Here is a 25,168-nt window from a genome sequence, read left to right on the forward strand (position 1 = left end):
GTCTTTTTTGTCGTTTTTACCACGTTACAGTCACTAGTCAATTGCGATATAATATTTTCATGTACTTTGTGAAAAGGGGAAATCAAATTGTCTACAAATCAACATTTAGTAATTATTTCGTTAGATTCATTAGGATTTAACGATATTAATGAACATCAATCAGAACTCCCAACACTGAACAAACTGGTTAACGGAGGAACTTGGGTCAAAGAAGTTAGTGGAATTTATCCAACTTTGACGTATCCTTCGCATACAACTATTATTACTGGTCAATATCCGAATGTTCATGGGATCGTTAATAATACCAAAATTCAAACGACTCGACGTTCCCCAGATTGGTACTGGTATCAAAAGGACATTCAAGTACCAACACTTTATGATTTAGCTCACAAAAATAAAATGAAAACGGCAGCTTTTTTGTGGCCAGTAACTGCAGGCAGCAAAATTACTTATAATTTGGCAGAAATTTTCCCTAATCGGATTTGGACTAACCAAGTTTTAGTCTCTCTGAAAGCTAGTTCGCCTTTATTTATTTTAGAAATGAACAAAAAATACGGCAAATTACGTAATGGTATCAAACAACCACAATTGGATGAGTTTATCACTGCTTGTGCCGTCGATACGATTAAAAATAAGAAACCTAATTTGACGCTTTTGCATCTTGTAGATATGGACAGTATGCGCCACCGTTATGGCGTTCGTTCTGATGAGGCAATGCAGGCCTTACATCGACTTGATAAACACGTTAAGCAAATTGTCGATGCTACTAAAGAAGCAGGAACTTTTGACGATACTAATTTCGTAATATTAGGTGACCATTACCAAATTAATGTTGATAAGATGATTCACTTGAATACATTATTTGCTAAACGTGGTTGGTTAACGGGTAATCCTGATCAGACGATTAGAAAAGATTGGTCCGTGTTAGCAAAAACTTGTGACGGCTCAACGTATATTTATACGAAGAATTTCAGCCAAATTAAACGTTTGCGAGAAGTTATCTCTGGAGTAGAAGGTGTCGAACGGATTTATTCCAATGAAGAGGCTATTGCTCGTGGAGCTGATCCTAAATGCACGTTGATGGTTGAAGCTAAAGCTGGTTATTATTTCACTGATGAGGGCAGTCGTTCAAATGTTGTGGAAAAAGTTATGCCAGAAATGATGGGACATCCTGATCGTTACCAAGGAGTTCACGGTTATGATCCACAAAAGTCAGGCTATAAGACGACGATTATCTTTAATGGACCAATGATCAAAGAAAATCAAACGATTGACGGTGCTAAATTAGTTGACGAGGCACCAACTTTTGCTAAATTGTTGGGATTAAAATTCCCTGAACCATTAGCTGGAAGTGCTATCGAGGGTATTTTTAAAGATTAGAATTGAGGGAATTTATGAGATTCAATAAAAAACAATGGAGTTGGATTTTTTATGACTGGGCTAACTCGGGTTATGGAATTATCGTTACCACAGCAGTTTTGCCAGTTTATTTCAAATCGGTAGCTCAAAATTCAGGAGTATCACAGGCTAATGCGACGGCATTTTGGGGTTATGCCAATAGTTTTGGAACTTTGATAGTTTCTATTTTGGCACCAGTTTTAGGTGCGTTGGCTGATTATCCGCACCACAAAAAGAAATTATTGACTAGCTTTTCATTTTTAGGAATTTTAATGACATTTGGATTAGCGTTATTACCACCTAATCAATGGCAAATATTACTAGCTGTGTATATCCTGTCGATAATTGGATACTCAGCGGGGAATCTATTTTATGATAGTTTCTTGACCGATGTGGCCGATAATTCACGAATGGACTCACTTTCGTCAAATGGCTATGCTTATGGTTATTTAGGTGGTGTCCTAGCCTTTATTTTGTTCTTAGTTTTACAATTGACGAGTGGCTTTGGGATGTTGTCTAGTTATGGCGTCGCCCGTTGGAGTTTCTTCTTGGCGGCAATTTGGTGGTTAATATTCTTTGTTCCACTGCTAAAAAATGTTCAACAAGTTTATTCTTTACCAGAAAACCCACATCCTATTACTTCGAGTTTTAAACGAGTATGGGAAACTATAACACATTTACGCAAATACAAAGCTGCTGCTTGGTTCTTAGTAGCATATTTCTTCTATATTGATGGAGTTGATACGATTTTTACGATGGCAACATCAATCGGGATGGATATGGGTATTACGACGACGACTTTGATGTTAGTTTTGTTAGTTGTCCAATTAGTCGCTTTTCCATTCTCCATTTTGTATGGTTGGATAGCTAATCATTTTTCTGCTCGTAAGGGAATTTTATTAGCAATTATTTTGTATTTTGGAATTTGTTTATATGCCTTAAAACTAGAAACAGCAAAGGACTTTTGGATTTTGGCTGTTTTAGTAGGGACTAGTCAAGGTGGTATTCAAGCTTTGAGTAGATCATATTTTGGCAAATTGATTCCTAAAGATTCCGGTAGTGAATTCTTCGGATTTTATAATATTTTAGGTAAATTTTCAGCCGTTTTAGGACCAGTTTTGGTTGGTATTGTGACACAAATTACTGGTAAATCAACGATTGGAGCAGCTTCATTAAGTGTATTGTTCCTAATTGGTTTGGCAATTTTTATGATGTTGCCACGATTGACAAAGGAATAAGTAAATCTATGGCGAAAATATGTTCGCTATGGTAATATAGAGCCAGCGAAATATGCCTGACATTAATTACATCTAATTCTTGTGCGAGTTAGATGTATTTTTTAGCTTAAAGGGGGACTGACGGCGTGATAGATAGAGTTACTAATAATAAATTTGATTTGGTCTCAAAGTATTCTCCAGCTGGGGATCAAGGCCAAGCAATTGATACTATCACTAAAGATTTTAAAAAAGGCGATAAAGAAGTCATTTTGGAAGGTGCTACCGGTACTGGTAAGACTTTTACAATGGCCAATGTTATTAAAAATCTCAATAAACCAACGTTAATTATTTCTCATAATAAGACTTTAGCCGGTCAACTTTATGGTGAAATGAAAGAGTTTTTCCCACACAATGCGGTGGAATATTTTGTCAGTTATTATGATTACTATCAACCTGAAGCTTATGTACCATCTAGTGATACATATATCGAAAAGGATTCTAGTATCAACGATGAAATTGATAAATTACGTCACTCGGCAACTAGCTCATTACTAGAACGTAATGATGTTATTGTGGTTGCCTCAGTATCTTGTATCTTTGGATTAGGTGACCCACGAGAGTACGCTGACAGTATTATTTCTTTACGTGTTGGTCAAGAAATTGCTCGTGATGAATTGTTAGAAGAATTAGTCGAAAATCAATTTGAAAGAAACGACATCGACTTCCAACGTGGTAGATTTAGAGTTCGTGGCGATGTTGTGGATATCTTCCCAGCCTCACGTGACGATAATGCTATTCGTGTGGAGTTTTTTGGTGATGAAATTGATCGAATTATTGAAATGGATGCCTTGACTGGTGAAGTTAAAGGTCAAATGGATCACATTGGAATTTTCCCTGCAACTCACTTTATGATCAGTGATTCCAAGATGGAAGAAGCTCTTAAGCGAATCAAAGACGAAATGGATCAACAAGTGGCTAAATTTACTAAGGAAGGGAAATTGCTTGAAGCCCAACGTATCAAGCAAAGAACGGAATACGACATCGAAATGATGCGTGAAATGGGTTATACTTCTGGAATTGAGAATTACTCACGTCACATGGAAGGTCGTGCAGAAGGTGAACCACCATTCACATTGCTTGATTTCTTCCCTAAAGATTTTAATATCATGATTGATGAATCGCACGTTACTATGCCTCAGATTCGTGGGATGTACAATGGTGATCGAGCTAGAAAGCAACAATTAGTCGATTATGGTTTCCGTTTGCCTAGTGCTTTGGATAACCGTCCACTTAAACTAGAAGAGTTTGAGAAACATGTTAACCGGATTCTTTATGTTTCAGCTACACCTGGTCCTTATGAACTAGAGAGAACTGATCATAAAGCTGAACAAATTATTCGTCCAACTGGTCTGTTGGATCCTAAGATTGAAGTTCGCCCAATTATGGGTCAAATCGATGATTTAGTAGCAGAAATAAATGATCGTGTAGCTAAGCACGAGAGAGTTTTTGTCACAACTTTGACGAAGAAAATGGCTGAAGATTTAACTGATTACTTCAAAGATTTGGGTATTAAAGTTAGATATTTGCACAGTGACGTTAAAACTTTGGAAAGGTCAAAAATTATTCGTGATTTACGTTTAGGTAAGTTCGACGTCTTGATTGGTATTAATTTGTTACGTGAAGGAATTGATGTGCCGGAAGTTTCTTTGATTGCGATTCTCGATGCCGATAAAGAAGGCTTCTTGAGAGCTGAGCGTTCGTTAGTTCAAATTATTGGACGTGCTTCAAGAAATGAACATGGTAAAGTTATTATGTATGCCGATTCCATTACTGATTCTATGCGGGGAGCAATTGATGCCACAGCTCGTCGTCGTAGATTGCAAAAGAAATTCAATGAAGAACATGGTATTACTCCTAAAACAATTGTTAAGCCAATCAGAGATGCTATTTCCATGTTCCAGAAAGTTGATAATACTTCTTCAGAGACGGAAAAGATTGACGATGATATCGACTTTAAGGATATGAGTAAGAAGGATCAAAAAGAACTTCTTGCTAATCTGAAAGAACAAATGGAGTCAGCTGCTAAGAAGCTCGACTTTGAAGCCGCAGCTAATTTACGTGACACGATTTTAGAGTTAAAGGCGGAAATGTAATTAATATGTTAAATGATAAAATTGTAATTCATGGTGCACGTGCACACAATTTGAAAAATGTTGACGTGACGATTCCTCGTGATAAATTAGTCGTTGTGACTGGTTTATCAGGTTCAGGAAAGAGTTCTTTAGCTTTTGACACTTTGTATGCTGAAGGTCAAAGACGTTACGTTGAAAGTCTTTCATCGTATGCTCGACAATTTTTAGGTCAAATGGATAAACCGGATGTTGATTCAATTGATGGATTGAGTCCAGCTATTTCAATTGACCAAAAAACTACTTCCAAAAACCCTCGTTCAACTGTTGGTACCGTTACAGAAATTAACGATTACCTTCGTTTGTTGTGGGCTCGTGTAGGAACACCAATTTGTCCTAATGATGGGACCAAAATTACTAGTCAATCAGCCCAACAGATGGTTGATGCTATTTTAAAATTAGGTGATAAAACTAAACTTCAGATTTTGTCACCAGTTGTGCGTGCAAAGCGTGGACAACACAAAAAGGCCTTGAATCAAATTAAGAAACAAGGTTACGTTAGAGTTCGAGTTGATGGCGAAACTCGCGATATCGCAGAAGATATCGAATTGGATAAGAACAAGAAGCATAGTATCGATGTTGTTGTTGATCGTATCGTAATCAACGACCACATTAAATCACGTTTGTTCGATTCAGTTGAAGCAGCTTTGAGACTTTCTGATGGTTACATGAACGTTGATGTAATTGGTTCTGACATGATGGTGTTCTCTGAGAAGAATGCTTGTCCATTGTGTGGATTTACTGTTGGTGAGCTAGAACCTCGTTTATTCTCTTTCAATGCACCTTTTGGCGCCTGTGATAATTGTGATGGACTAGGAGTTAAATTAGAGGTCGATTTGGACTTAGTTATTCCTGATCAAAGCAAGACTTTGAATGATGGAGCTATTGTTCCTTGGAATCCAATTAGTTCACAATATTATCCAGAAATGTTAGCTCAAGCATGTAAAGAATTCAAAATTGATATGGATACACCTTTTGAAGACTTGCCACAAAAGGATCAAAATACCATTTTGTACGGTTCCGATGGCAAGAACTTCCACTTCCATTATGAGAATGATTTTGGTGGCGTTCGTGATGTCGATGTGCCATTTGAGGGCGTTATTCCTAATATCAATCGTCGTTATCATGAAACTAACAGTGACTTTACTCGTGAAGTTATGCGTAAGTATATGACTGAATTAACTTGTCCTGTTTGTCATGGTAAGAGATTGAATCGTCAAGCATTGGCGGTCAAAATTGAAGGTAAAGATATCGCTGAAGCTTCAGATATGTCAATCAAAGATGAACTTCCATTTTTCAAATCAGTGAAATTTGGTGAACAAAATACTGTTATTGCTAAACCAATTTTGAAGGAAGTTAAAGATCGTCTTAGTTTCTTAATTAATGTTGGTTTGGAGTACTTAACACTTTCTCGTTCAGCTGGAACATTATCCGGTGGTGAAGCACAAAGAATTCGTTTGGCAACACAAATTGGTTCTAATTTATCCGGCGTTATGTATATTTTGGATGAACCTTCAATTGGTTTGCATCAACGTGATAACGACCGTTTGATCAGTTCATTGAAGAAAATGCGTGACCTTGGCAACACTTTGATAGTCGTGGAACACGATGAAGATACCATGCGGGCAGCAGATTACTTGATTGACGTCGGTCCAGGTGCTGGTGAAAATGGTGGTCAAATCGTAGCTGCTGGTACACCAGAAGAAGTTGAGAAAAATCCTAAATCTCTAACAGGTCAATATTTGGCTGGTAAGAAGTTTATACCGGTACCTTTGAAACGTCGTGCTGGTAATGGTGAATTCGTTGAAGTATTCGGTGCTGCTGAGAATAATTTGAAAAGCTTAAACGTTAAATTCCCACTAGGCAAATTTACCGTTGTGACTGGGGTTTCTGGTTCCGGTAAATCTACTTTAGTTAATATGATTTTGAAACGTGCTTTGGCACAAAAGATGAATCATAATTCTGAAAAACCTGGTAAATATAAGAAAATCACTGGTTATGAGAATTTAGATAAGATAATTGCGATTGATCAAAGTCCAATTGGTCGAACACCAAGAAGTAATCCAGCTACTTATACGGGTGTATTTGATGATATCCGTGGTTTGTTTGCTCAAACTAATGAAGCTAAGTTACGTGGATACAAAAAGGGCAGATTCTCTTTCAATATTAAAGGTGGTCGCTGCGAGAATTGCCGTGGTGACGGAATTATCAAGATTGAAATGAATTTCTTGCCTGATGTTTATGTACCTTGTGAAGTTTGTCATGGTACTCGTTACAATTCAGAAACTCTAGAAGTTACTTATAAGGGGAAGAACATCGCCCAAATTTTGGATATGAAAGTATCAGAAGCTTTGGACTTCTTTAGTAATATCCCTAAGATCAAACGTAAGCTCCAAACAATTGAAGATGTTGGTTTAGGCTATGTTTCATTAGGTCAATCAGCCACTCAATTGTCTGGTGGTGAAGCTCAAAGAATGAAGTTGGCTTCAGAGCTTTACAAGAAATCTAACGGTAAGAATTTCTATATCTTAGATGAGCCAACAACTGGTTTGCATACTGACGATATCAAGCGTTTGTTAGGCGTTTTACAACGTTTAGTAGATGAAGGTAACACTGTTTTGGTTATCGAACATAATTTGGATGTTGTTAAGTCAGCTGACTGGTTGATTGATCTTGGCCCTGATGGTGGTGAAGGTGGCGGAAAAATCGTTGCTGCTGGAACGCCGGAGGATATTACTAAGGTCAAAGATAGTTATACTGGCCAATATTTGAAACCAATTTTGGAACGTGATACTAAACGTACTAAAGATGCACAATAATTAAATATAGTTAAAAATGACTTTCATGAAATGAATTTAATCACATTTTATGGAGGTCATTTTTTAATTAGCTTTTTCAGTACTAAAAACTGACACGCCCGGCTTGTTGTGTTATGCTTATATTCGAATGTGAGGTGCATTATGGCAGAAGATATGCTTAGTTTGGTTATCGTAACTGGAATGAGTGGTGCGGGAAAAACCGTTGCGATGCAATCCTTTGAAGATTTAGGATATTTTTGTATCGATAATATGCCACCTAACTTACTTCCAAAATTTTGGGAGCTAGTTCATGAATCCGGTAAGATAAAAAAAGTAGCGTTAGTTGTAGATATTAGATCACGTTCATTTTATGATGAAATTTTCTCAATGCTTTCAAAAATGGACGAAGACGAACAAGAGAAACATCAAAAGGTTGATATGAAGATTCTCTTCTTAAATGCATCTAATGAAGAATTGGTTTCTCGCTATAAGGAAACTCGCCGTAGTCATCCATTGGCTATGGAAGGTCGTTTATTAGATGGAATCGAAAAGGAACGTGAGTTACTTTCAGAAATCAAGAGTCGGGCATCAGTTGAGATTGATACAACTGACCTTACCCCTAGACAATTACGAGAAGAAATTTTTGATAACTTCCAAGAAAGTTCTGTCGTGCCAACATTTCACATCGAAGTGATGTCATTTGGCTTTAAATATGGTTTGCCAATTGATGCTGACATTGTGATGGATGTTAGATTTTTAAGAAATCCATTCTATATTAAAGAATTAAAGACTCAAACCGGGATGGATAAACCAGTTTATGATTATGTTATGGATGATGCAGAAACAAAGAATTTCTATGACAAATTCTATGGTTTACTAAAAGATATCGTTCCTGGCTATGAAAAAGAAGGTAAGACCAGTTTGACGATTGCAATTGGCTGTACTGGTGGTCAACATCGTTCAGTCGCTATTGCTCAACGTTTAGGTACTGATCTAAAGAAATTAGATTACTACGTAGACATTACTCATCGTGACATGGAAAAATCTCAAAAGAAGGTAATTGAACATGGCAACAAATAGGATAGTTCGGGTTGTTAAGGGACGCCGTCCAAGAGTTGTAGTTATAGGTGGGGGTACTGGTTTACCAGTTGTTTTAAACAGTTTAAGAAAGATGGATGCTAATATTACTGCGATTGTTACCGTAGCCGATGATGGGGGATCATCTGGTATCATTCGTGACTATATTAACGTTGTCCCTCCTGGGGATATTAGAAACGTTTTAGCATCTTTGTCTGATTTGCCTAAAGTGGATTTAGACGTTTTCCAATATCGTTTCAAGACCAATGATGATTTCTTCTCTGGTCATGCGATTGGAAATCTGATAATTGCTGCTTTAACAGAAATGTCGCCTAATATTTTTGACGCCGTGCAAGAACTATCTAAAATGATGCAAGTTGATGGTCACGTTTATCCGGCCAGCAACACGAAATTAACGCTGAATGCAGAATTTACTGATGGAACGACTTTGTCAGGAGAGCATGAGATAACGCATTCTGGTAAGCATGTAAAACGAGTTTGGGTCACTGATTCAGATAATCCTGATCAAGAACCTAAATCAGTGCTTCCAGTTATTGCTTCTATTATGCAAGCCGATGTAGTCGTCTTAGGGCCTGGTAGTTTATTTACTAGTATTTTGCCTAATTTAATGATTAAAAAAATTGGTGAAGCTGTTAAACAAACTTCAGCCGAAATTGTATATATTTGTAACATTATGACCCAAATCGGTGAAACAGAAGGCTTTACTGATGCGGATCACGTAAAAGTATTGAATCGTCATTTAGGTGGGAATTTTATCGATACAGTTTTAGTCAATACGCGTAAAATTCCTGACGGTTATATGGATCATAAAAAGTATGATGAATACGTCAACCAAGTGGAAACTGACTTTGATGGCTTGAGAAAAATGGGCTGCAAAGTTATTCAAGATGATTTCTTATCGTTGCATGATAAGGGAGCTTTCCACGATGGAGAAAAGGTTGCTAGAGAAATTATCAATCTCTCGTTGCAATCAGGAAATAGGAAAAATGAGGTGAGACGTTAGTGGTTTCATACGCTAGTGAAGTTAAACAAGAGCTCACAAAATTAGTCGTTCATCCCGAACACGCTCGAGTAGAGTTGTCGGCGTTGTTGAGAATGAACGGTTCTTTGAGTTTGCAAAACCATCATTTCGTCTTAACCGCACAAACTGAAAACGCCGCAATTGCCAGAAGAATTTTTTCATTGGTCAAGCAAAAGTATGGCATTGAATCAGAATTGTTAGTGCGTAAAAAGATGAAGTTAAAGAAAAATAATCAGTATTTAGTACGGATCAACCAAGATACTAATAAAATTTTGACAGATTTGGATATCTTAGATGAATCTGGTTTGTCTATCAATACTAATGTACCGTTGGAAGTTATCAATGAAGATCAACGAATGCGTTCATATTTGCGTGGAGCTTTCTTAGCAACTGGAAGTGTCAATAATCCGGAAACTTCTAGATACCATTTGGAGATTTATTCATTGTATGAAATGCACAACGAAGGTATTGTGCAAATGATGAATTATTTTCATCTGAATGCTAGAACTACCAAACGTCGTAACGGCTATATCGTTTATTTGAAGGAAGCAGAAAAAATTGCGGATTTCTTACAATTGATTGGTGCTACGAATTCAATGTTGAAATTTGAAGATATTCGAATCGTGCGTGATATGAGAAATTCAGTCAACCGGTTAGTTAATTGCGAAAATGCCAATATCAACAAGACCGTAGCAGCAGCTGAACGTCAAGTTGAAAATATCAAGCATTTGCAAGCGACAGTTGGTTTAGACAATTTACCTGATAAATTACGTGAAATTGCGGTCTTGAGACTAGAGAATCCAGAAGTTTCACTAAAAGAATTGGGCGATATGGTACCAAGTGGTCCAATTTCAAAATCTGGAATCAATCATCGTTTACGTAAGTTGAATCAATTAGCAGAAACAGATAAGGTTTAAAAAAATTTACGGTTCTTTCTTAAGTTAGGTTAGTTTAGGATTCCGTCCTCCATAGCAAAGAAAATTTGGCTGGAACGTAGTGGGCACGATTTTGAGCTTTTGCATAAACCAAGTGCGCAAAATCTCAAAACTCGACCTTATTCTAAGCAACAAGTTGCTAAGAATAATTTCACTACTGAGCCAATTTTCTTTGCCATTCCGGACTAGAAAGTTGTTTCATATTTTTATGGAATCAAACAAATAAGCATCTATTCAAATAATGGCAGCCGTTAATTGGCTGTATTTGAATAGATGCTATTTTTGACTTTGAATTATTTAAAATAAACGATAAATGATGTTATTCAGTCAGTAGTTGTACCCAGTACGTTTCAGTATCCACAAAGGACGATGACATCTAACGGTAACCTAACTTAAGAAAGAGCCTTTTTACAGTTGTCTAGCTTTCTTTATCTTGGGAATGATTAACAAACCTATTAAAACTATTAATAAGACTGTCGACATCCAAAGTAGAGGTCGATACATTTTTGGTTGAATTTGCGTAATTTGATAGGTTGCTTGTTGAAGATTTTTATTGGAATGAATAGTTATGAAACCTTCAGAACTACGACTAGCTTTAACTCTTTGTCCATTCAATCTTATTTGATAGATCAATGAATTATAGCCATAAACTGGCAGAGTTATTTTTCCTTTAGGAACATTGTCAGCAGTTAAGGTGATTGAATTAACATTAGTGCTGTTATGTTGTAGCGGAATATCACGATCTTTTGTTACTCCCAGATGACCATTTATTAAGTAAGTGATTTGGGAATCTAGACTTAGTCCGTTAGTGCCTTTAGCAAGTGGGACTGAATTAGGGGCGTAGTCAGGAATCAAGGTCCGTGAAAGTGTATCGCTAGTAATACCACTAGAAGTTATTTTGGCATAGCCGTTCAAACCAGTTGGGGTGGTGGAATTTTGCGTAATGACTGGTAGTTTGGCCGTTTTATGATATTGAGCCAGAAAGCCAGTATAGCCAGCCATCAGATAAGATAAAATCGTTACTCCAAAAAAGATTTTACGAGCTGTCTTGGAACTGAAATTAATTAGTATCAAAATTATCGGTACGACTCCTAAAAAGGGAGCGAAGCGCCAGGCGGCGTTTTGGAAGTTATTGATAATCGGTAATTTTCCTAATAAGTTCCAAGGAACGATATTGCTAGAAAGTAAGATCAAAACTACTTCGACACTGATCCAAGGTAGTAATTGTCTTAATTTTTGGCGATTGAATTTGAAAATTACGATCAACAATAAAATTATTGAAAGCCAAGAAATCGTCGATTTAGTGTTCCAACGTGAAGTCCAAAAAATTTTCCAAAGACTGAGACTGTCGACGTGTCCTAATCCAAACGGTGACAATAATCCAGTCTGCGTGATTTTCATTAGTCGATATAAAATTGGCGCACAGAGGATAATAGTGAGTCCGGCTGCAATAATCAAATTGAGCCAAGCTAAATAATTTTTCTTGATAATAGTGTTAATAATCAAAAATATCCCTGTCACTATCGTAATAACAACGGCACTGAGTAGGTGTGAACCGATGACCCAAAACATCAATAGAGCAGTTTTAATGATCAAAGGTGGATCGATTTTTTCACTTTCAATGGCTTCTTTGAGCGTAAAAAAGATTGGAAAGGCAAAAATCATCACTAAAGCAGTACCCGTCTGCATTTCATTGACAAGGTCTTTTAAGACTGAACCTGAGAGTGTAAAAATTGTTGCTGCTAAAACGGCGTTACGGCTGTCGAAACGTTTATTTACGGACAAGAAGGTCACAATAAATCCGAGTCCAGCAATAAGAGCTTTAATGGCAATGATCTGATGAATCGGCGTTAAGAAGTTAGTCAAAAAGACAAACGGCCATAAAGTAATGTCCGGATACATTCCATTGATGGCCTGACCAGTATTAAAGAAACTATTGAAATTGACCCAACTAGGCAATTGATGTTGTTGGAAGGCTAGTCTAATTTCATAGATTCGCTCTGAATGGAAAAAAGTATCGTAGAGCGAAATCATATAATTAAAATGAAATTGCCAAATAGTCCAAACTAATAAAATGATAAAAAAGAATAATGCAATAAAGATAGTTTGCTTGTGTGAGTTATTTTTTGAGTCCAAAATATTTCTCCTATAAATAAATAATCCAGACCTTAATTATACTTCAATTATTGAAAACAAAAAAATAGCTCACGACCAAAGTCATGAACTAAATTATTATTTATCAGTCTTCTTGTTCTTGATCAAAAGGGCAAAGATAAATCCAAGAATTGCCATTGCGAAGAAGAAAGCGAAGACTCTTTGATAACCAATTAAACCGTTGTTAGCAGGTAAGTGGTGGTTTTCATTAGTGATTACTAAGATCAAAGTAGCTAAACTAACACCAAGAGATCCTAATAATTGACGTACTGTTGTAATGATAGCTGTTCCATGGGGAATCAAATCTTCCGGTAAGGAATTACCACCAAGTGTGGTTGCAGGCATCATAACGAAGGCATTTCCACCTTCAATTAAAATGGCAATCAAAATCATTGGGAACATACTTAACTTGAAGTGAAGTACGAACAACAAGAACCAACCAACGACAATCATTGACATACCACTAATTAAAGTAGCTTTGAAATCAATTTTATCAGCTAATTTACCAGTCAATGGATTCAAAATACTCAAGACGATAGCTGGTGGAACTAGTGCTAAACCTGATTTCAAAACTGAAACGTGCAAAACGTTTTGATAATAAAGTGGATAAATAATTGTGACAACAATCAATGAAATATATGAAAAACCAGTTAAAAGAACAGCCAAATCAAAATTGAAGTTTTTCATAACTTTCAAATCGAGTAGTGGTTCTTTTTTAGTCAATTGACGGTGAATGAAGAGACCAGTCAAAATAATACTGATTACTAGAAGAATTATTAAATTAGTACTAAAACTCTTCGTAGCTCCAGCTTGGTTGACAACATATAGCAAGCCAATCAAACCAAGCAAATAAATAGTTGAAATTAAATCCAAACTAGCCTTATGACGAGGCATAACGTCTTTAATACAAAATAGTCCGCTAATAAAGATAACAATCATAATCAGCAAGAAGATGACGAATAATCCTTGCCATTTCAAAAAGTTTAAAACAATACCGGAAATAATTGGACCACTGGCTAAAGCAGATCCCATGACCAAACCTGCGTACCCCATAGTTGAACCACGTTTGTTTTCAGGTGTGATGGTCAATAAAACTGATTGAAACGATGGAAACAAGACTCCAACACCAATAGCTTCTAAAGCTCTACCAAGCATAGCCATCGGAAAGTTTTGAGCTGTAATAATGATCAATGTACCTAGCGCAAAAATTCCGACCACGCTTAAAAAGATTTTCTTAAATGAAAAATTATTTAATAGCCAAGGACTGATAGGCATCATGATACACATGATCAACATAAAACCAGTTGTTAACCATTGAATCGTTGGTGCCGTGACACCGAAGAATTTCATCAATGTTGGATAAGCAGTTGAAAGTGATGACTGACTGATCGACATTGTGAAAGTTCCTGATAGCAAAGTTATGATGAATAACTTCCGAGCTAGGCTATTTTGAATTTCACCCTTATTCATAAAAATATCCCTTCTTTGTAAAATCTAATACCAAATAAAGGATAGTCTAAATAAAAAAAGCTGTCCAACACAATGCCCGTAATACAGCGCTTTCAGGGCTATTTTTTGTATAAATGAAAAGTATTTTTAGTTAAGCCTAGATTTTTTGCTTGATACATATACCTACTAGCGATAGATGCATAGGGATGCCACTTGTAACATTTTTTCTCGACAGCTGTTTTTTTGAAATTATGAGTTTTATAAACCCAACTGTAACTTTGTAAAAAAGCGACATCCTCAAAAGGTAAAATATCTGGTCGATTTAATGAAAAAATCAGGAACATCTTTGCTGACCAAATACCGATACCCTTGACTGTGGTTAAGCTGTCGATAACTTGTGTATCTGACATTTGCAAATAATCTGAGAAGTTTATTTTATTTGTTAAAATTGCTTCCGTTAAATTTTGAATGTAGTGAACTTTAGAGTGTGAGATACCAATACTTAATAGTTGTTCATCAGACAAGTATTGAATGGTGGTTGGGCAAATCTTTCCAGCACATTCATTTGTTAAACGAGCAGTCAAAACTTTGGCGACTTTTTTTGAAAGCATTTGTTCAATGATTTGGCTGACTAAAAAGGCGTAGGCATCAGTTTGTAATTGGTAATTTATTGGACCCACCATTTGAATGACTTTAGCGAGGTGTTTATCTTTTTGAATCAAATATTGAACTGCAGGAGAATTTTGATCTAAATGTTTTAAGATAGTCATTTTTACCTCCAAATCAGTTTAATTATAAGAGGGAATAAACGCATTGAAGCAAAAAAATCTTCCCTTATCCAAAACGGATAAAGGAAGATTTTTATAAAAGATTATTTGTCAGCTTTGTTTGTCATGATTTCATCAATCAAACCATAGTCTTTAGCTTCTTGGGCTGTCATGTAGTTATCACGATCAGTATCCTTTTGAAGTTTTTCAAATGTTTGACCTGAGTTGTCAGCCAAAATGTGATTTAATCTCTTTCTTGTCTTCAAGATTTCTTGGGCAGCAATTTCAATCTCTGTTTGTTGACCTTGAGCACCACCTAATGGTTGGTGAATGAGGACAGTTGAATTTGGTAGGGCAAAACGTTTGCCTTTTGTACCTGATGACAACAAGACACTACCCATTGAGGCAGCTAAACCAGTTGCGATTGTTTGAACATCAGATTTAACGAAATTCATAGTATCCATGATAGCTAATCCGTCGGTAACTGAACCACCAGGTGAGTTGATGTACATGGAAATATCCTTGTCTGAATCTTGAGCATCAAGGAAAAGTAGTTCAGCAATGACAGTGTTTGCCATTTGACTGTTAACTTCACCAGATAACATGATGATTCTGTCTTTTAATAATCTTGAGTAAATATCATAGGCACGTTCGCCACGTGAACTTTGTTCAATAACTGTAGGAACTAACATAAAATGCCTCCTGTTTTTAATTAGCACTCTTAATAGCACAGTGCTAATTTAGCATACAATGTGTATCGGGTCAACAAACTAAGCTTGATAAATAAAAATATTTATTCAGTTGACTCTTGAACACGTTTTCTTGGTAAAGAATCTTTGATTTTTGACCAAATGATATGAAATGTATATGCAGAAGCAAATGATAGTATCCAGGTTAATAAATAGCAAACAATAATGGCTAAGATAGGATTAACATCTACTAAATTTTTACCACCTAAACGCCAAATGATTTGTAGCCAGAAGACGTTAGACAAGTAAGCACGGTAAGCATAAGTTGCTAGAAAATGGAATACTGGTAGAGCTTTGGAATTAGTATTGATATGTCTGATAGCCAAAGTTGCGACCAATCCGATAACTAATAAGGCGTATAAGGTCATCGAAGGTTTGTAATAAGGTGCATTAGCTAAACTGACAGGATAACCGAAATTAAAGAGCTCTTTATTAGTCCAGTAAAAGACAACTACGAAGAGAATTACTAAAATAGGAAAAGACTTCTTTAAAAACTTTTCTAGTTTGTCTCTAAACATCCACGATAGAACTCCAAAGATTCCGTAAATAACAAAACTAATAAAAATTCGATCGAGTAAATACCAACTTTGTTCATGAGGTCCATGGAAGACTTCTAAATCATAGAAACCAATCCAAGCTGCAAAAAAGACAACTGTGATAACTAAAGTCCAAATTCCACGTTTAGAGTTGTTTTTGACAAAGCGGGCTAGCATCCAGAAGAATGGCATTAAAATAATGAATTGTAACATCATCGTGTTATACCACAAATGTGGTGCGGCATTACCATTGATAAAATGCCAAAGAAATGAGCCAACGTTGTGATATTGGTTGATTTGTTGAACATTTGGCATGATCAGTAAGTAAGCTAGAGTCCACCAAATCGTGGGTACAAAAAGAGCAGACCATTGTTTTTTCATATAGCCACCATAATTAGCCAAGGTATTTTGGTTAGTCGTTCTAGTCGTGGTATACAAGATACCAAAAATAAAGGCTGGAGCAGTGAACTTAACTAAGTTATAAATAATACCAATTGGTGTTTGATAGTTATAAGTCGGACTAGTTGCAAGAACTAGACTCAATACGGTCTGCATCATAACGGCAGTACAAGCAAAGACCTTCATGTAATCACCAATGTCAGCCGGGCTTGTAGTGTCTTTTTTTATTTTCATGTGAAACACTCCTCTTGTAAATTTGTGAGATCAACAAAAGGAAACTTAGATTCAATATAAGCGCATTCAGAATAAAATGCAACTATATTTTTAATTCAAAATTTTGAAAATCTAAGAAAATCATGATTAATTCATTACTGATTTCGCGCTTGATACCATTGAGAACTCCATAAGGAGAACTGAGATAAATAGTCCGTTGCAATGGGTCAGGAGAAAGTCTTGCGAGTTGAACCCGTGGCTCAATCGTTTGCCAAGTAACTGAAGGGATGAAACTCAAACCAATTCCTGCTTCAATCAAACCCCGAACGGTTGCTGGGTCGTCAGCTTCGTACATGTAATCCAAAGTAATATCACGCTTATTGAAGTAGTTATCAATTGTTAAGCGTAAAGGATTATTCTTGGACAAGCCGATTATTTTTTCACCTCTTAAATCTTTTGGTTTAACGAACTGTTTACTATATCCATAATTAATGTTCCAGCCAACGAGTATTTCCTCTTTTAGAACCGGTACGTTGGTTAAACCCTCTAATGGTTTAGTAGTAATGATAAAGTCAAACTGTTTGAAATCTGTTTCCCTAACGTTATGTTGAGCAATATTCAATCTAACGTTAGGGAATTTTTGTTTAAAAGTTGAAACGATGGCCGGAATAAATGGTGAAGCTACTTCCATTAATAGAGAAATGGGATGTTCGACTTTATCGGGACCACCTTTAACGGCGTTGATGCCACGATCAAGTTCTTCCAAGCTATCGTTAACATAACTATAAAATAGCTTTCCAGAACGATTGAGTTTAAGAGTCCGACCAGTTCGATCGAATAATTTAGTTTCTAGTTCATCCTCTAATTGCTTGATCATCTTACTGACAGCTGGCTGAGAAACGTACAAGATGTTGGAAGCCTTGGTAATGCTTTCTTGGTTAGCAACGACGACGAAGTATTTCAGCTGATTGATATTCAAAATTAACACCTCTTATATAACCAAATGGTTAAGTATTATGCTTTTTCTATATTATACATGTTATCAATCATTTCATATACTGAACTTGTGAGATCAATAAAAAGGATTTGATGGGGGTGGATAATTATTTCTGTATTATGGATTTTTCCCGGCCAAGGTGGTCAGAGAAGTGGAATGTTAAAAGACGTACCAGAATCAATGCTTGAGAAAGTAAAAGAATTGACTGGTGTTGAATTGACTGACGATGAACAGGCTTATCAAGATTCGATTCAGATTCAATTAGGAATTTTGATTTTGCAATTGTTTAATATCAGGCAACTAAAGAAAATCGGTCAAACTCCAGATGTAGTAGCGGGACATTCTTTAGGTATCTTTGCGGCAGGAGTTGCTAGTGGCGTTATCAGTGAAGACGACGCAATTAAAATTGTTTATATTCGTTCGCAAAAGATGCAAGAATCGTATCCAAGTGGCTATGGAATGGGAGCAATTGTTGGTTTAACTAGAAAAGAAGTTACTAATTTGGTTGACCAAGTTAATAACGAAACTCAACCAGTCTTTACTTCTAATCAGAATTCAGAATTACAGACGGTTATTTCTGGTTCTCTCAAGGGAATCAAGAAGGTCTTGGAACTGGCTAAAAATAATAACGCACAAAAAACGGTTCTATTGAAAGTCCCAGTTCCATCACATTCACCTTTGATGCAATCTGTTGCTGATGTCCTAGAAAAAGAATTGGCAAAGGTTTCTTTGAACGATCCCCAAAGCATCTATTTAGCAAATTATAATGGTCACGCGATTAGAAAAGTTGACGGTGTCAAATATGACATGATCAATAATTTAGTTCATCCCGTTTACTGGGATACCATGATGGATGTTGCTAAAGAATTAGGTGTTGATACAGCATTAGAAATAAAACCGGGGCATACTTTTACGAAGTTAGTCAAAAGTAAGTTCCCAGATTTTCGAACTATCACCATGGATAATATGAGCCTTGATGATATTCAATTTTTGTTAGAAAAATGGAAAAGAGGATAATTGATGGCTAAAAGAAGTTGGACTCAAAATCGTGATGCCAAAGCTGCCAAATTAGACAGTATTGCATCAATGCTCGATGGCAAATTTGTTAAAACTCAAAATGCTAAAGAATTATTAGAAAGTGTTATTAAACCAGGCGACAAGGTCGTTTTGGAAGGGGATAACCAAAAGCAAGCTAGTTTCTTGTCAAAAGTTTTAGCTTCAGTTGACCCACAAAAGGTTCATGACCTACACATGATCATGTCCAGTGTGTCACGTCCAGAACATTTGGATATTTTTGAAACAGGTATCGCTAAGAAACTGGATTTCTCATTTGCGGGACCTCAAAGTACAAGAATTTCTCAAATGATTGCTGATGGAACAATGGAAGTCGGCGATATTCATACTTATCTTGAATTGTACGCTCGTCTATATGTTGACTTGATTCCAAATGTCGTTTTAGTAGCTGCTGATAAAGTAGACCACGACGGTAATCTTTACACAGGCGCAAATACTGAAGAAACACCAGCTATTGTTGAAGCTGCTGCTTTCAAGGATGGTATCGTAATCGTTCAAGCTAACGAAGTCGTTGACAAAGTTCCTCGTGTTGATATTCCTGGTGATTGGGTCGACATCGTTGTTCCTGCTGATGAACCTTATCAATTGGAACCATTATTTACACGTGACCCTCAAAATGTTACTGAATTACAAATCTTAATGGGTATGATGGCTATTCGTGGTATTTATGAAAAACACAATGTCCAAACAGTTAACCATGGTGTTGGTTTTAATACTGCCGCTATCGAATTGTTACTACCTACTTATGGTGAACAACTTGGACTAAAAGGTAAGATTGTTCCTAATTGGGAAGTTAACCCTACACCTACTTTGATCCCTGCTATTGAAAGTGGCTGGGTCAAAACTATCCACAGTTTCGGTGGAGAAGTCGGAATGGAAAATTACATTGCTCATCGTCCTGACATTTTCTTCGTCGGTAAAGATGGAACAATGCGTTCAAACCGTGCCTTTGGTCAAATGGCTGGTCAATATGCTTTGGATATGTTCGTTGGTTCAACACTTCAAATCGATAAATACGGTAACTCATCAACAGTTACTAATGGTCGTTTATCTGGATTTGGTGGAGCTCCTAATATGGGTAGTAATCCACATGGACGTCGTCACTCAACACCAGCTTGGCAAAGTCTTCGTCCCGATGATGATCCACTAGGTAAAGGTCAAAAATTAGTTGTTCAAATGGTTGAAACTTTCGGTTCAAATAAGAAACCTGTCTTTGTTGATCATTTGGATGCTGAAGAAGTTCAAAAAGAAGCCAAATTAGCTAATGTTCCAATTATGATTTATAGCGAAGATACAACTCACATCGTAACTGAAGAAGGTATCGCTTATCTTTACAAGACTGACAGTATGGCCGAAAGACAAGCTGCTATTGAAGCTATCGCCGGTGTTACACCAGTTGGCTTGAGAAGTAATCCTAAGCAATTAGCTGATCTTCGTCGTCGTGGTATCGTAGCTCTTCCTGAAGACTTAGGTGTTCAACGTGGTCAAGCTAAGAGATCACTTCTTGCAGCTCAAAACATGGATGATCTAGTTAAATGGTCTGATGGACTTTACAATCCACCCGCAAAATTCAGAAGTTGGTCATAATTAATGATTGAAACTAAGTTTTTACAACTAGCACAACAAGCAGTAGCAGCACTGAAGTGGGAAGTTAGCTTTTCACCTAAACCGGGATTAGTTGATACTTATTCAAATGGTTCACATACCGATATGGATTGGAAACTATTTTATAAGTCAGCTGATAGTTTATTAGATAGTTTCGTAGAAATTGCTGAGAAATCTTATCGACAACCAATTGCTTTGCCATTACGTGAAGAAATCGGTCGAATCGGTCGCATTGCTGAAAAAGATATGTTTCAGGCAACTAATGGCGTCAATACACATAAAGGTGCTATTTGGAGTATGGGTTTATTGATCAGTGCTATCAGTAGTCAACAAACTAAGAATATAGAAACGATTCTACTAACAGCTAAAGATTTATCACGTTTGCCAGATAAGAATGTCATCCCTAAAAAGACTCATGGTGCAGTTACGAAGCAAAAGTATGCTTTGACTGGAGCTAAGGGAGAAGCTCAAAATGGCTTTCCTAATCTAGCTAAAGCTTTAGCTTTTAAGCCACAGTTGGATGATTTTGATACCTGGATGAGACGCTTGCTCGTTTTATACAGTAACGTCGATGATACCAATATCGTTTATCGTAGTAATTTAAATGTCTTACGTGATTTTCAAAATCTTTCAACTCAAATAGCAGTTGATCCTAGAAATATCCTAAATAACCCACAGTTTGAAAAACTAAATGATTTTACACGAGAACATAATATTTCACCCGGTGGTTGTGCTGATTTGTTTGCTGCAAGTTATTTTTTAAAACATTTGAAGTAGAAATGGAGATAAATATGGAAAAATTACATTTTAACTTCGATACCAAAGATGCTATTTCCAAACCCGTACACGTTGGGGTAGTTGCATCAGGTGACCTTGAAGTTATTTTCAGACCCACAGATAAAGAAACAGAAGTTAATATCGTAACTGGTAGTGACGGCTTCAAAGAAGTTTGGGGAAATGTTTTGAAACGTTTCTTCGACAGATATCCAATCCAAGCTAATATTGAGATCAATGACTTTGGTTCCACACCAGGGGTAGTTAATCTTCGTTTAACTCAAGCATTGGAGGAACTAAAAGATGAAAAATAGTTTTGTTGAATTACATGCGCGTGAACGTGCGCTTTCATTATTAGATGCAAATACTGCTAGAGAAATCGTTGGACCTCTTGACGATATGATCTCGCCACATCTTGAACCTCAAGACATTGTTCCTGAAAGTGATGATGGAATCGTCTTGATGCGTGGAAAAATCGAAGGTAATCAAGTTTTAGTAGTTTCAATCGAAGGTAAATTCCAAGGTGGTGGTATCGGTGAAGTCAGTGGTGCCAAAATTGTTGCAGCCTTAGAAAAAGTACTCGAAGAAAACAAGAATGGTAACACTATTTATCCAATTATCGTTTTGGATACTGGTGGTGTTCGTCTTCAAGAAGCTAACTACGGTTTGTTATCAATTTCAGAAATTCAAAACGTTGTTATCGCTTTGAAGAAATTTGTTCCCGTTATTGGTTTAGTACCCGGTCGTGTTGGATCATTCGGTGGTATGTCAATTACTGCATCAATTCTTTCTTATTTGATTGCTACTAACAAGGCCAGAATTGCTTTGAATGGTCCCGAAGTTATCGAACAAGAAGCTGGCGTTCGTGAATTTGATTCCAGCGATAAAGATTTGATCTGGGATACTTTAGGAACTAAACAACGTCAAGCTACTGACTTAGTTGACGAAGTAGTTGATGATAGTGTTGATAGCATTAAGGAAAGTATCATTAACGAAATCAAGACTAAAAAAGATGCTCATAGAACTGAAAATGTCGACTTTTACTTGAGCTTGTTAGATAAATTAGATTTGAGCAAGAAGTTAGATATCGATTCTTATAACAAGTTGTTTAAGTCAGTTGTTGCTACTAAGCATACGATTCCAGCTGCCGTTGCAGGTGAAAAAGCTGGTACTAAGAGCCGTGGTCGTTTATGGTTTGAAAAATTGACTGGTATTAAAAATGCTACTAGTCCTGTTTCAACTGTTTTGCACGCTCAAAAAGATGGTAAAGAATTTATTGCTATCGTTCCAGATGCTGACAACAAGTTCCCACGTGTTCGTGAAGGTGAAGTCGGTCTTCAAGAAGGATTTGCTGTTGCAAGTATCGTTAACCAAATCGTCGCTGAAGATAAGGATAAAGACGTTAAACGTCCAATCGTTTTAGTCGTTGATGTACCTAGTCAAGCTTATGGTTATCAAGAAGAATTGATCGGTATTCACGTAGCTCTTGGTTCAAGTGCTGCCGCATACGCTAAAGCTAGACAAGCTGGTCATCCAGTAATTGACTTTATTCCTGGAGACGCTGTATCTGGTGGATTCCTAGCTCATGGTTTGCAATCTAATAGAATGATCGCCTTAGATGATGATTCAATTACTATCCAAGCTATGTCAAAGGCTAGTGCTGCTCGTATTACTCAAAGAACAATTACCGAATTGGAAGAAGCTACTAAGCATGTTCCTGCTATGGCTTACGATATTGACAACTATGAAAAACTTGGTGCTTTGTACAAACTAGTTAAAGGTATCGGTTCATGGGAAGCAACTGACGAAAATGTTGATAAGATCAAAGAATTGATCAATCAAGCTATCGACAGTTTAGATGGTGACACAAGCTTGCACTTCCGTTATCAAACAGAAATTGCTAAAGCTAGTGGCCGTAAATCAACTCTACAAGTTAGAAAACTAGTGGATGAAGAATGGTCAAAGTAGAACCACATGATTTACTAAAAATTTCATCGATTAATGATTTGATTACTGACGAACTACCCAAATGGGCACAGGATATTTTTCCTGATTCGTTGACGGTCGTGGTTCGTCGTAGCGAAATAGTCGATGGTAAGATTCCTGTCGGTATTAGAGGAATTAAAAGAGAACAACGTTTTGCTACTTTTGTCTTGGATTCAGATATTAAAGAGGTCATTACACCTTATCAATTAGTTTCTGAAAAAGCTTGGCAAAATATTTCTGATGAGCGCAAAATGTTGCCAGCCGTTAAAGCTTTACCAGCAGTGGCAAAAATTCTACAAGAATATAAATGGGGAATCAGTGGTAGCGTTGGCTTTGAATTAGCAACAAAAACTAATTCAGCCAAAATGACCAGTGATTTGGATCTAGTTTGGAAACCGAATGGTCCGATTAGTCGTGAGGGCGCTAGGAATCTGCTAAAGAAGTTGAACCAATTCGGAGTTCACGCTGATCTACAAGTTATCCAAGGTAACAATGGTTTTTCATTAGAGGAATATAGTCAGTCAAAATCTACTATAATGATGAAAACTTTATCTGATCCAATTTTGGTAAAAAATCCTTGGAATAAATAAAAAAGATAGGCCGTTTTGGTCTATCTTTTTTTGAGGAGAGAACAATGGAATTTTTAACTAACGATGGAATAAAAATTAATTTTCAAAGTTTTGGTGTCGGTCAACCAGTTATTTTAGTAGAAGGTTTTGGTGGCTATCAAGAAATTTGGCAAGCTCAAATTGACTACTTAGTAGGGATGAATTGTCGAGTGATTACTTATGATCATCGAAATCATGGCAAATCCCAACGTACCCAAAATAATTTGACGATTGAACGATTAACTGATGATTTAGCTAATTTGATTGAATATTTAAAACTTCAAAAACCAATTTTAATTGGTCATTCGATGGGAGCAAGTGTCTGTTATGCTTATTTGAAAAAATATTCTAACGTTAAATCGGTTCTAGCAATCGATCAATCTCCCAAAATGCTCAATGATTCAGATTGGAAATATGGTTTTGAAAACTTTACTGCCGATAATTTTAAAGAAAAAATTTCACTGCCAAGTAAAAATCATGAAACTTTACATGGGTTAAATTACCAAGTAGCTTTGTTGTTAAATAAAGTTCGGAGTCTTTATCCATTTGATAGAAAACAAAATTTAGTTCTGTTAGAAGATCATTTCAAACAGGATTGGCGCAATTCACTATTAAATAGTAGTAAACGTATAAGTATCGTAGTCGCCAAGCAAAGTCCTTACTTTGATTATCGATTTGGAGATTACTTAGCGCAAAATGAGAAAATAACTAATATCGTTTTGGATAATTGTGGGCATGACATTATGGCCGAGATTCCAGAAGCTTTTAATCAAACGTTAAGACATTTCATTTTTAGTAGTCGTAGAAACTAAAAAGAGGGTAATATTCCGCTATAAAACACGAAGTATTACTCTCTTTTCATATAATAATATTCTTGTTGAATCTTATACATGTTGATAATTCAACATTTTTTGTCAAAAGTTTGTGAAACAAAAAATGCGCCACGTGGGAGTCGAACCCACATTCCAGGAACCGGAATCCTGTGTGCGATCCATTACACTAGCGGCGCATTACTGTTTAATTCTATCGCATCTCTGTATAAAAAGTAAATGTCAAAAAAAATATTATTAATTGGACTTTTTGTAATCATTTCACTTGAATTTTTCACAAGAGAGTTTATACTAATAACTGTGCTTAAGAGATGGAATGATTCATCCGGGCTTTTATTTTTTGAGTACATGGGTCGTAAACAGACATACAG

At 36.4% G+C, this 25,168-nt stretch carries 20 protein-coding genes and 1 tRNA gene; 14 read left to right on the plus strand and 7 right to left on the minus strand.

What is annotated here, in order from left to right:
- The first annotated feature begins 87 nt into the window (after positions 1-87).
- The 7 genes from G6534_RS02365 (at position 88) to whiA (ending at position 10,638) form a co-directional block, all read left to right on the plus strand.
- Positions 88-1,380: an alkaline phosphatase family protein gene (locus tag G6534_RS02365; RefSeq protein WP_059074033.1), complete on the plus strand. Its 1,293-nt coding sequence runs from the start codon at positions 88-90 to the stop codon at positions 1,378-1,380.
- Positions 1,381-1,394: 14 nt separating this feature from the next.
- Positions 1,395-2,636, plus strand: a complete 1,242-nt coding sequence (locus G6534_RS02370; protein WP_059074032.1) for an MFS transporter — start codon at positions 1,395-1,397, stop codon at positions 2,634-2,636.
- 125 nt (positions 2,637-2,761) lie between these two features.
- A complete protein-coding gene (gene uvrB / locus G6534_RS02375; protein WP_059074031.1) occupies positions 2,762-4,768 on the plus strand; it encodes an excinuclease ABC subunit UvrB in 2,007 nt (668 codons plus the stop codon).
- 5 nt (positions 4,769-4,773) lie between these two features.
- Positions 4,774-7,623: an excinuclease ABC subunit UvrA gene (uvrA, locus tag G6534_RS02380; protein WP_059074030.1), complete on the plus strand. Its 2,850-nt coding sequence runs from the start codon at positions 4,774-4,776 to the stop codon at positions 7,621-7,623.
- A gap of 141 nt (positions 7,624-7,764) precedes the next feature.
- Positions 7,765-8,682: an RNase adapter RapZ gene (rapZ, locus tag G6534_RS02385; protein ID WP_059074029.1), complete on the plus strand. Its 918-nt coding sequence runs from the start codon at positions 7,765-7,767 to the stop codon at positions 8,680-8,682.
- Positions 8,669-9,703, plus strand: a complete 1,035-nt coding sequence (locus tag G6534_RS02390; protein WP_059074028.1) for a gluconeogenesis factor YvcK family protein — start codon at positions 8,669-8,671, stop codon at positions 9,701-9,703. The genes rapZ and G6534_RS02390 overlap by 14 nt, the downstream gene beginning before the upstream one ends.
- Positions 9,703-10,638: a DNA-binding protein WhiA gene (gene whiA, locus G6534_RS02395; RefSeq protein ID WP_059074027.1), complete on the plus strand. Its 936-nt coding sequence runs from the start codon at positions 9,703-9,705 to the stop codon at positions 10,636-10,638. The genes G6534_RS02390 and whiA overlap by 1 nt, the downstream gene beginning before the upstream one ends.
- A gap of 426 nt (positions 10,639-11,064) precedes the next feature.
- Here the strand turns inward: whiA and G6534_RS02400 are convergent, their stop codons facing one another.
- From G6534_RS02400 to G6534_RS02425, 6 genes are all read right to left on the minus strand, one after another.
- Positions 11,065-12,792: a hypothetical protein gene (locus G6534_RS02400; protein WP_059074826.1), complete on the minus strand. Its 1,728-nt coding sequence runs from the start codon at positions 12,790-12,792 to the stop codon at positions 11,065-11,067.
- A gap of 96 nt (positions 12,793-12,888) precedes the next feature.
- On the minus strand, positions 12,889-14,280 hold the full coding sequence (locus G6534_RS02405; protein WP_059074827.1) for a DHA2 family efflux MFS transporter permease subunit: 1,392 nt from the start codon (positions 14,278-14,280) through the stop codon (positions 12,889-12,891).
- A 98-nt stretch (positions 14,281-14,378) separates the two neighbouring features.
- Positions 14,379-15,029 (minus strand): DNA-3-methyladenine glycosylase family protein, encoded by a 651-nt coding sequence (locus tag G6534_RS02410; protein ID WP_182083105.1) that lies wholly within the window; start codon positions 15,027-15,029, stop codon positions 14,379-14,381.
- A gap of 101 nt (positions 15,030-15,130) precedes the next feature.
- Positions 15,131-15,718 (minus strand): ATP-dependent Clp endopeptidase proteolytic subunit ClpP, encoded by a 588-nt coding sequence (clpP, locus tag G6534_RS02415; protein WP_010020500.1) that lies wholly within the window; start codon positions 15,716-15,718, stop codon positions 15,131-15,133.
- Between the two features lie 101 nt (positions 15,719-15,819).
- Positions 15,820-16,944 carry an acyltransferase family protein gene (locus G6534_RS02420; protein WP_182083106.1) on the minus strand — a complete coding sequence of 375 codons (1,125 nt, stop codon included), beginning with the start codon at positions 16,942-16,944 and terminating at the stop codon, positions 15,820-15,822.
- A gap of 82 nt (positions 16,945-17,026) precedes the next feature.
- Positions 17,027-17,902 carry a LysR family transcriptional regulator gene (locus G6534_RS02425; RefSeq protein ID WP_182083107.1) on the minus strand — a complete coding sequence of 292 codons (876 nt, stop codon included), beginning with the start codon at positions 17,900-17,902 and terminating at the stop codon, positions 17,027-17,029.
- Positions 17,903-18,043: 141 nt separating this feature from the next.
- On the opposite strand from G6534_RS02425, the gene G6534_RS02430 reads away from it, so the two are divergent.
- From G6534_RS02430 to G6534_RS02460, 7 genes are read left to right on the plus strand one after another with little or no spacing between them, the layout of a single operon-like run.
- A complete protein-coding gene (locus tag G6534_RS02430) occupies positions 18,044-18,937 on the plus strand; it encodes an ACP S-malonyltransferase (RefSeq protein WP_268751002.1) in 894 nt (297 codons plus the stop codon).
- 3 nt (positions 18,938-18,940) lie between these two features.
- A complete protein-coding gene (gene mdcA, locus G6534_RS02435; RefSeq protein ID WP_059074830.1) occupies positions 18,941-20,581 on the plus strand; it encodes a malonate decarboxylase subunit alpha in 1,641 nt (546 codons plus the stop codon).
- Positions 20,582-20,584: 3 nt separating this feature from the next.
- Positions 20,585-21,376 carry a triphosphoribosyl-dephospho-CoA synthase gene (locus G6534_RS02440; protein ID WP_059074831.1) on the plus strand — a complete coding sequence of 264 codons (792 nt, stop codon included), beginning with the start codon at positions 20,585-20,587 and terminating at the stop codon, positions 21,374-21,376.
- A gap of 14 nt (positions 21,377-21,390) precedes the next feature.
- Complete coding sequence (locus G6534_RS02445; RefSeq protein ID WP_010020492.1) at positions 21,391-21,687, plus strand: malonate decarboxylase subunit delta; 297 nt, start codon at positions 21,391-21,393, stop codon at positions 21,685-21,687.
- Complete coding sequence (gene mdcD, locus G6534_RS02450; protein ID WP_182083108.1) at positions 21,677-23,341, plus strand: biotin-independent malonate decarboxylase subunit beta; 1,665 nt, start codon at positions 21,677-21,679, stop codon at positions 23,339-23,341. Before G6534_RS02445 ends, mdcD begins: the two co-directional genes overlap by 11 nt.
- Positions 23,329-23,949: a malonate decarboxylase holo-ACP synthase gene (locus G6534_RS02455; protein WP_059074833.1), complete on the plus strand. Its 621-nt coding sequence runs from the start codon at positions 23,329-23,331 to the stop codon at positions 23,947-23,949. Before mdcD ends, G6534_RS02455 begins: the two co-directional genes overlap by 13 nt.
- A gap of 44 nt (positions 23,950-23,993) precedes the next feature.
- Positions 23,994-24,779 (plus strand): alpha/beta fold hydrolase, encoded by a 786-nt coding sequence (locus G6534_RS02460; RefSeq protein ID WP_059074834.1) that lies wholly within the window; start codon positions 23,994-23,996, stop codon positions 24,777-24,779.
- A gap of 125 nt (positions 24,780-24,904) precedes the next feature.
- Here G6534_RS02460 and G6534_RS02465 read toward each other — a convergent pair.
- Positions 24,905-24,976 (minus strand) — tRNA-Arg (locus tag G6534_RS02465).
- Positions 24,977-25,168 lie beyond the last annotated feature (192 nt).

It is taken from the genome of Companilactobacillus pabuli (genome assembly GCF_014058425.1).
GTDB lineage: Bacteria > Bacillota > Bacilli > Lactobacillales > Lactobacillaceae > Companilactobacillus > Companilactobacillus pabuli.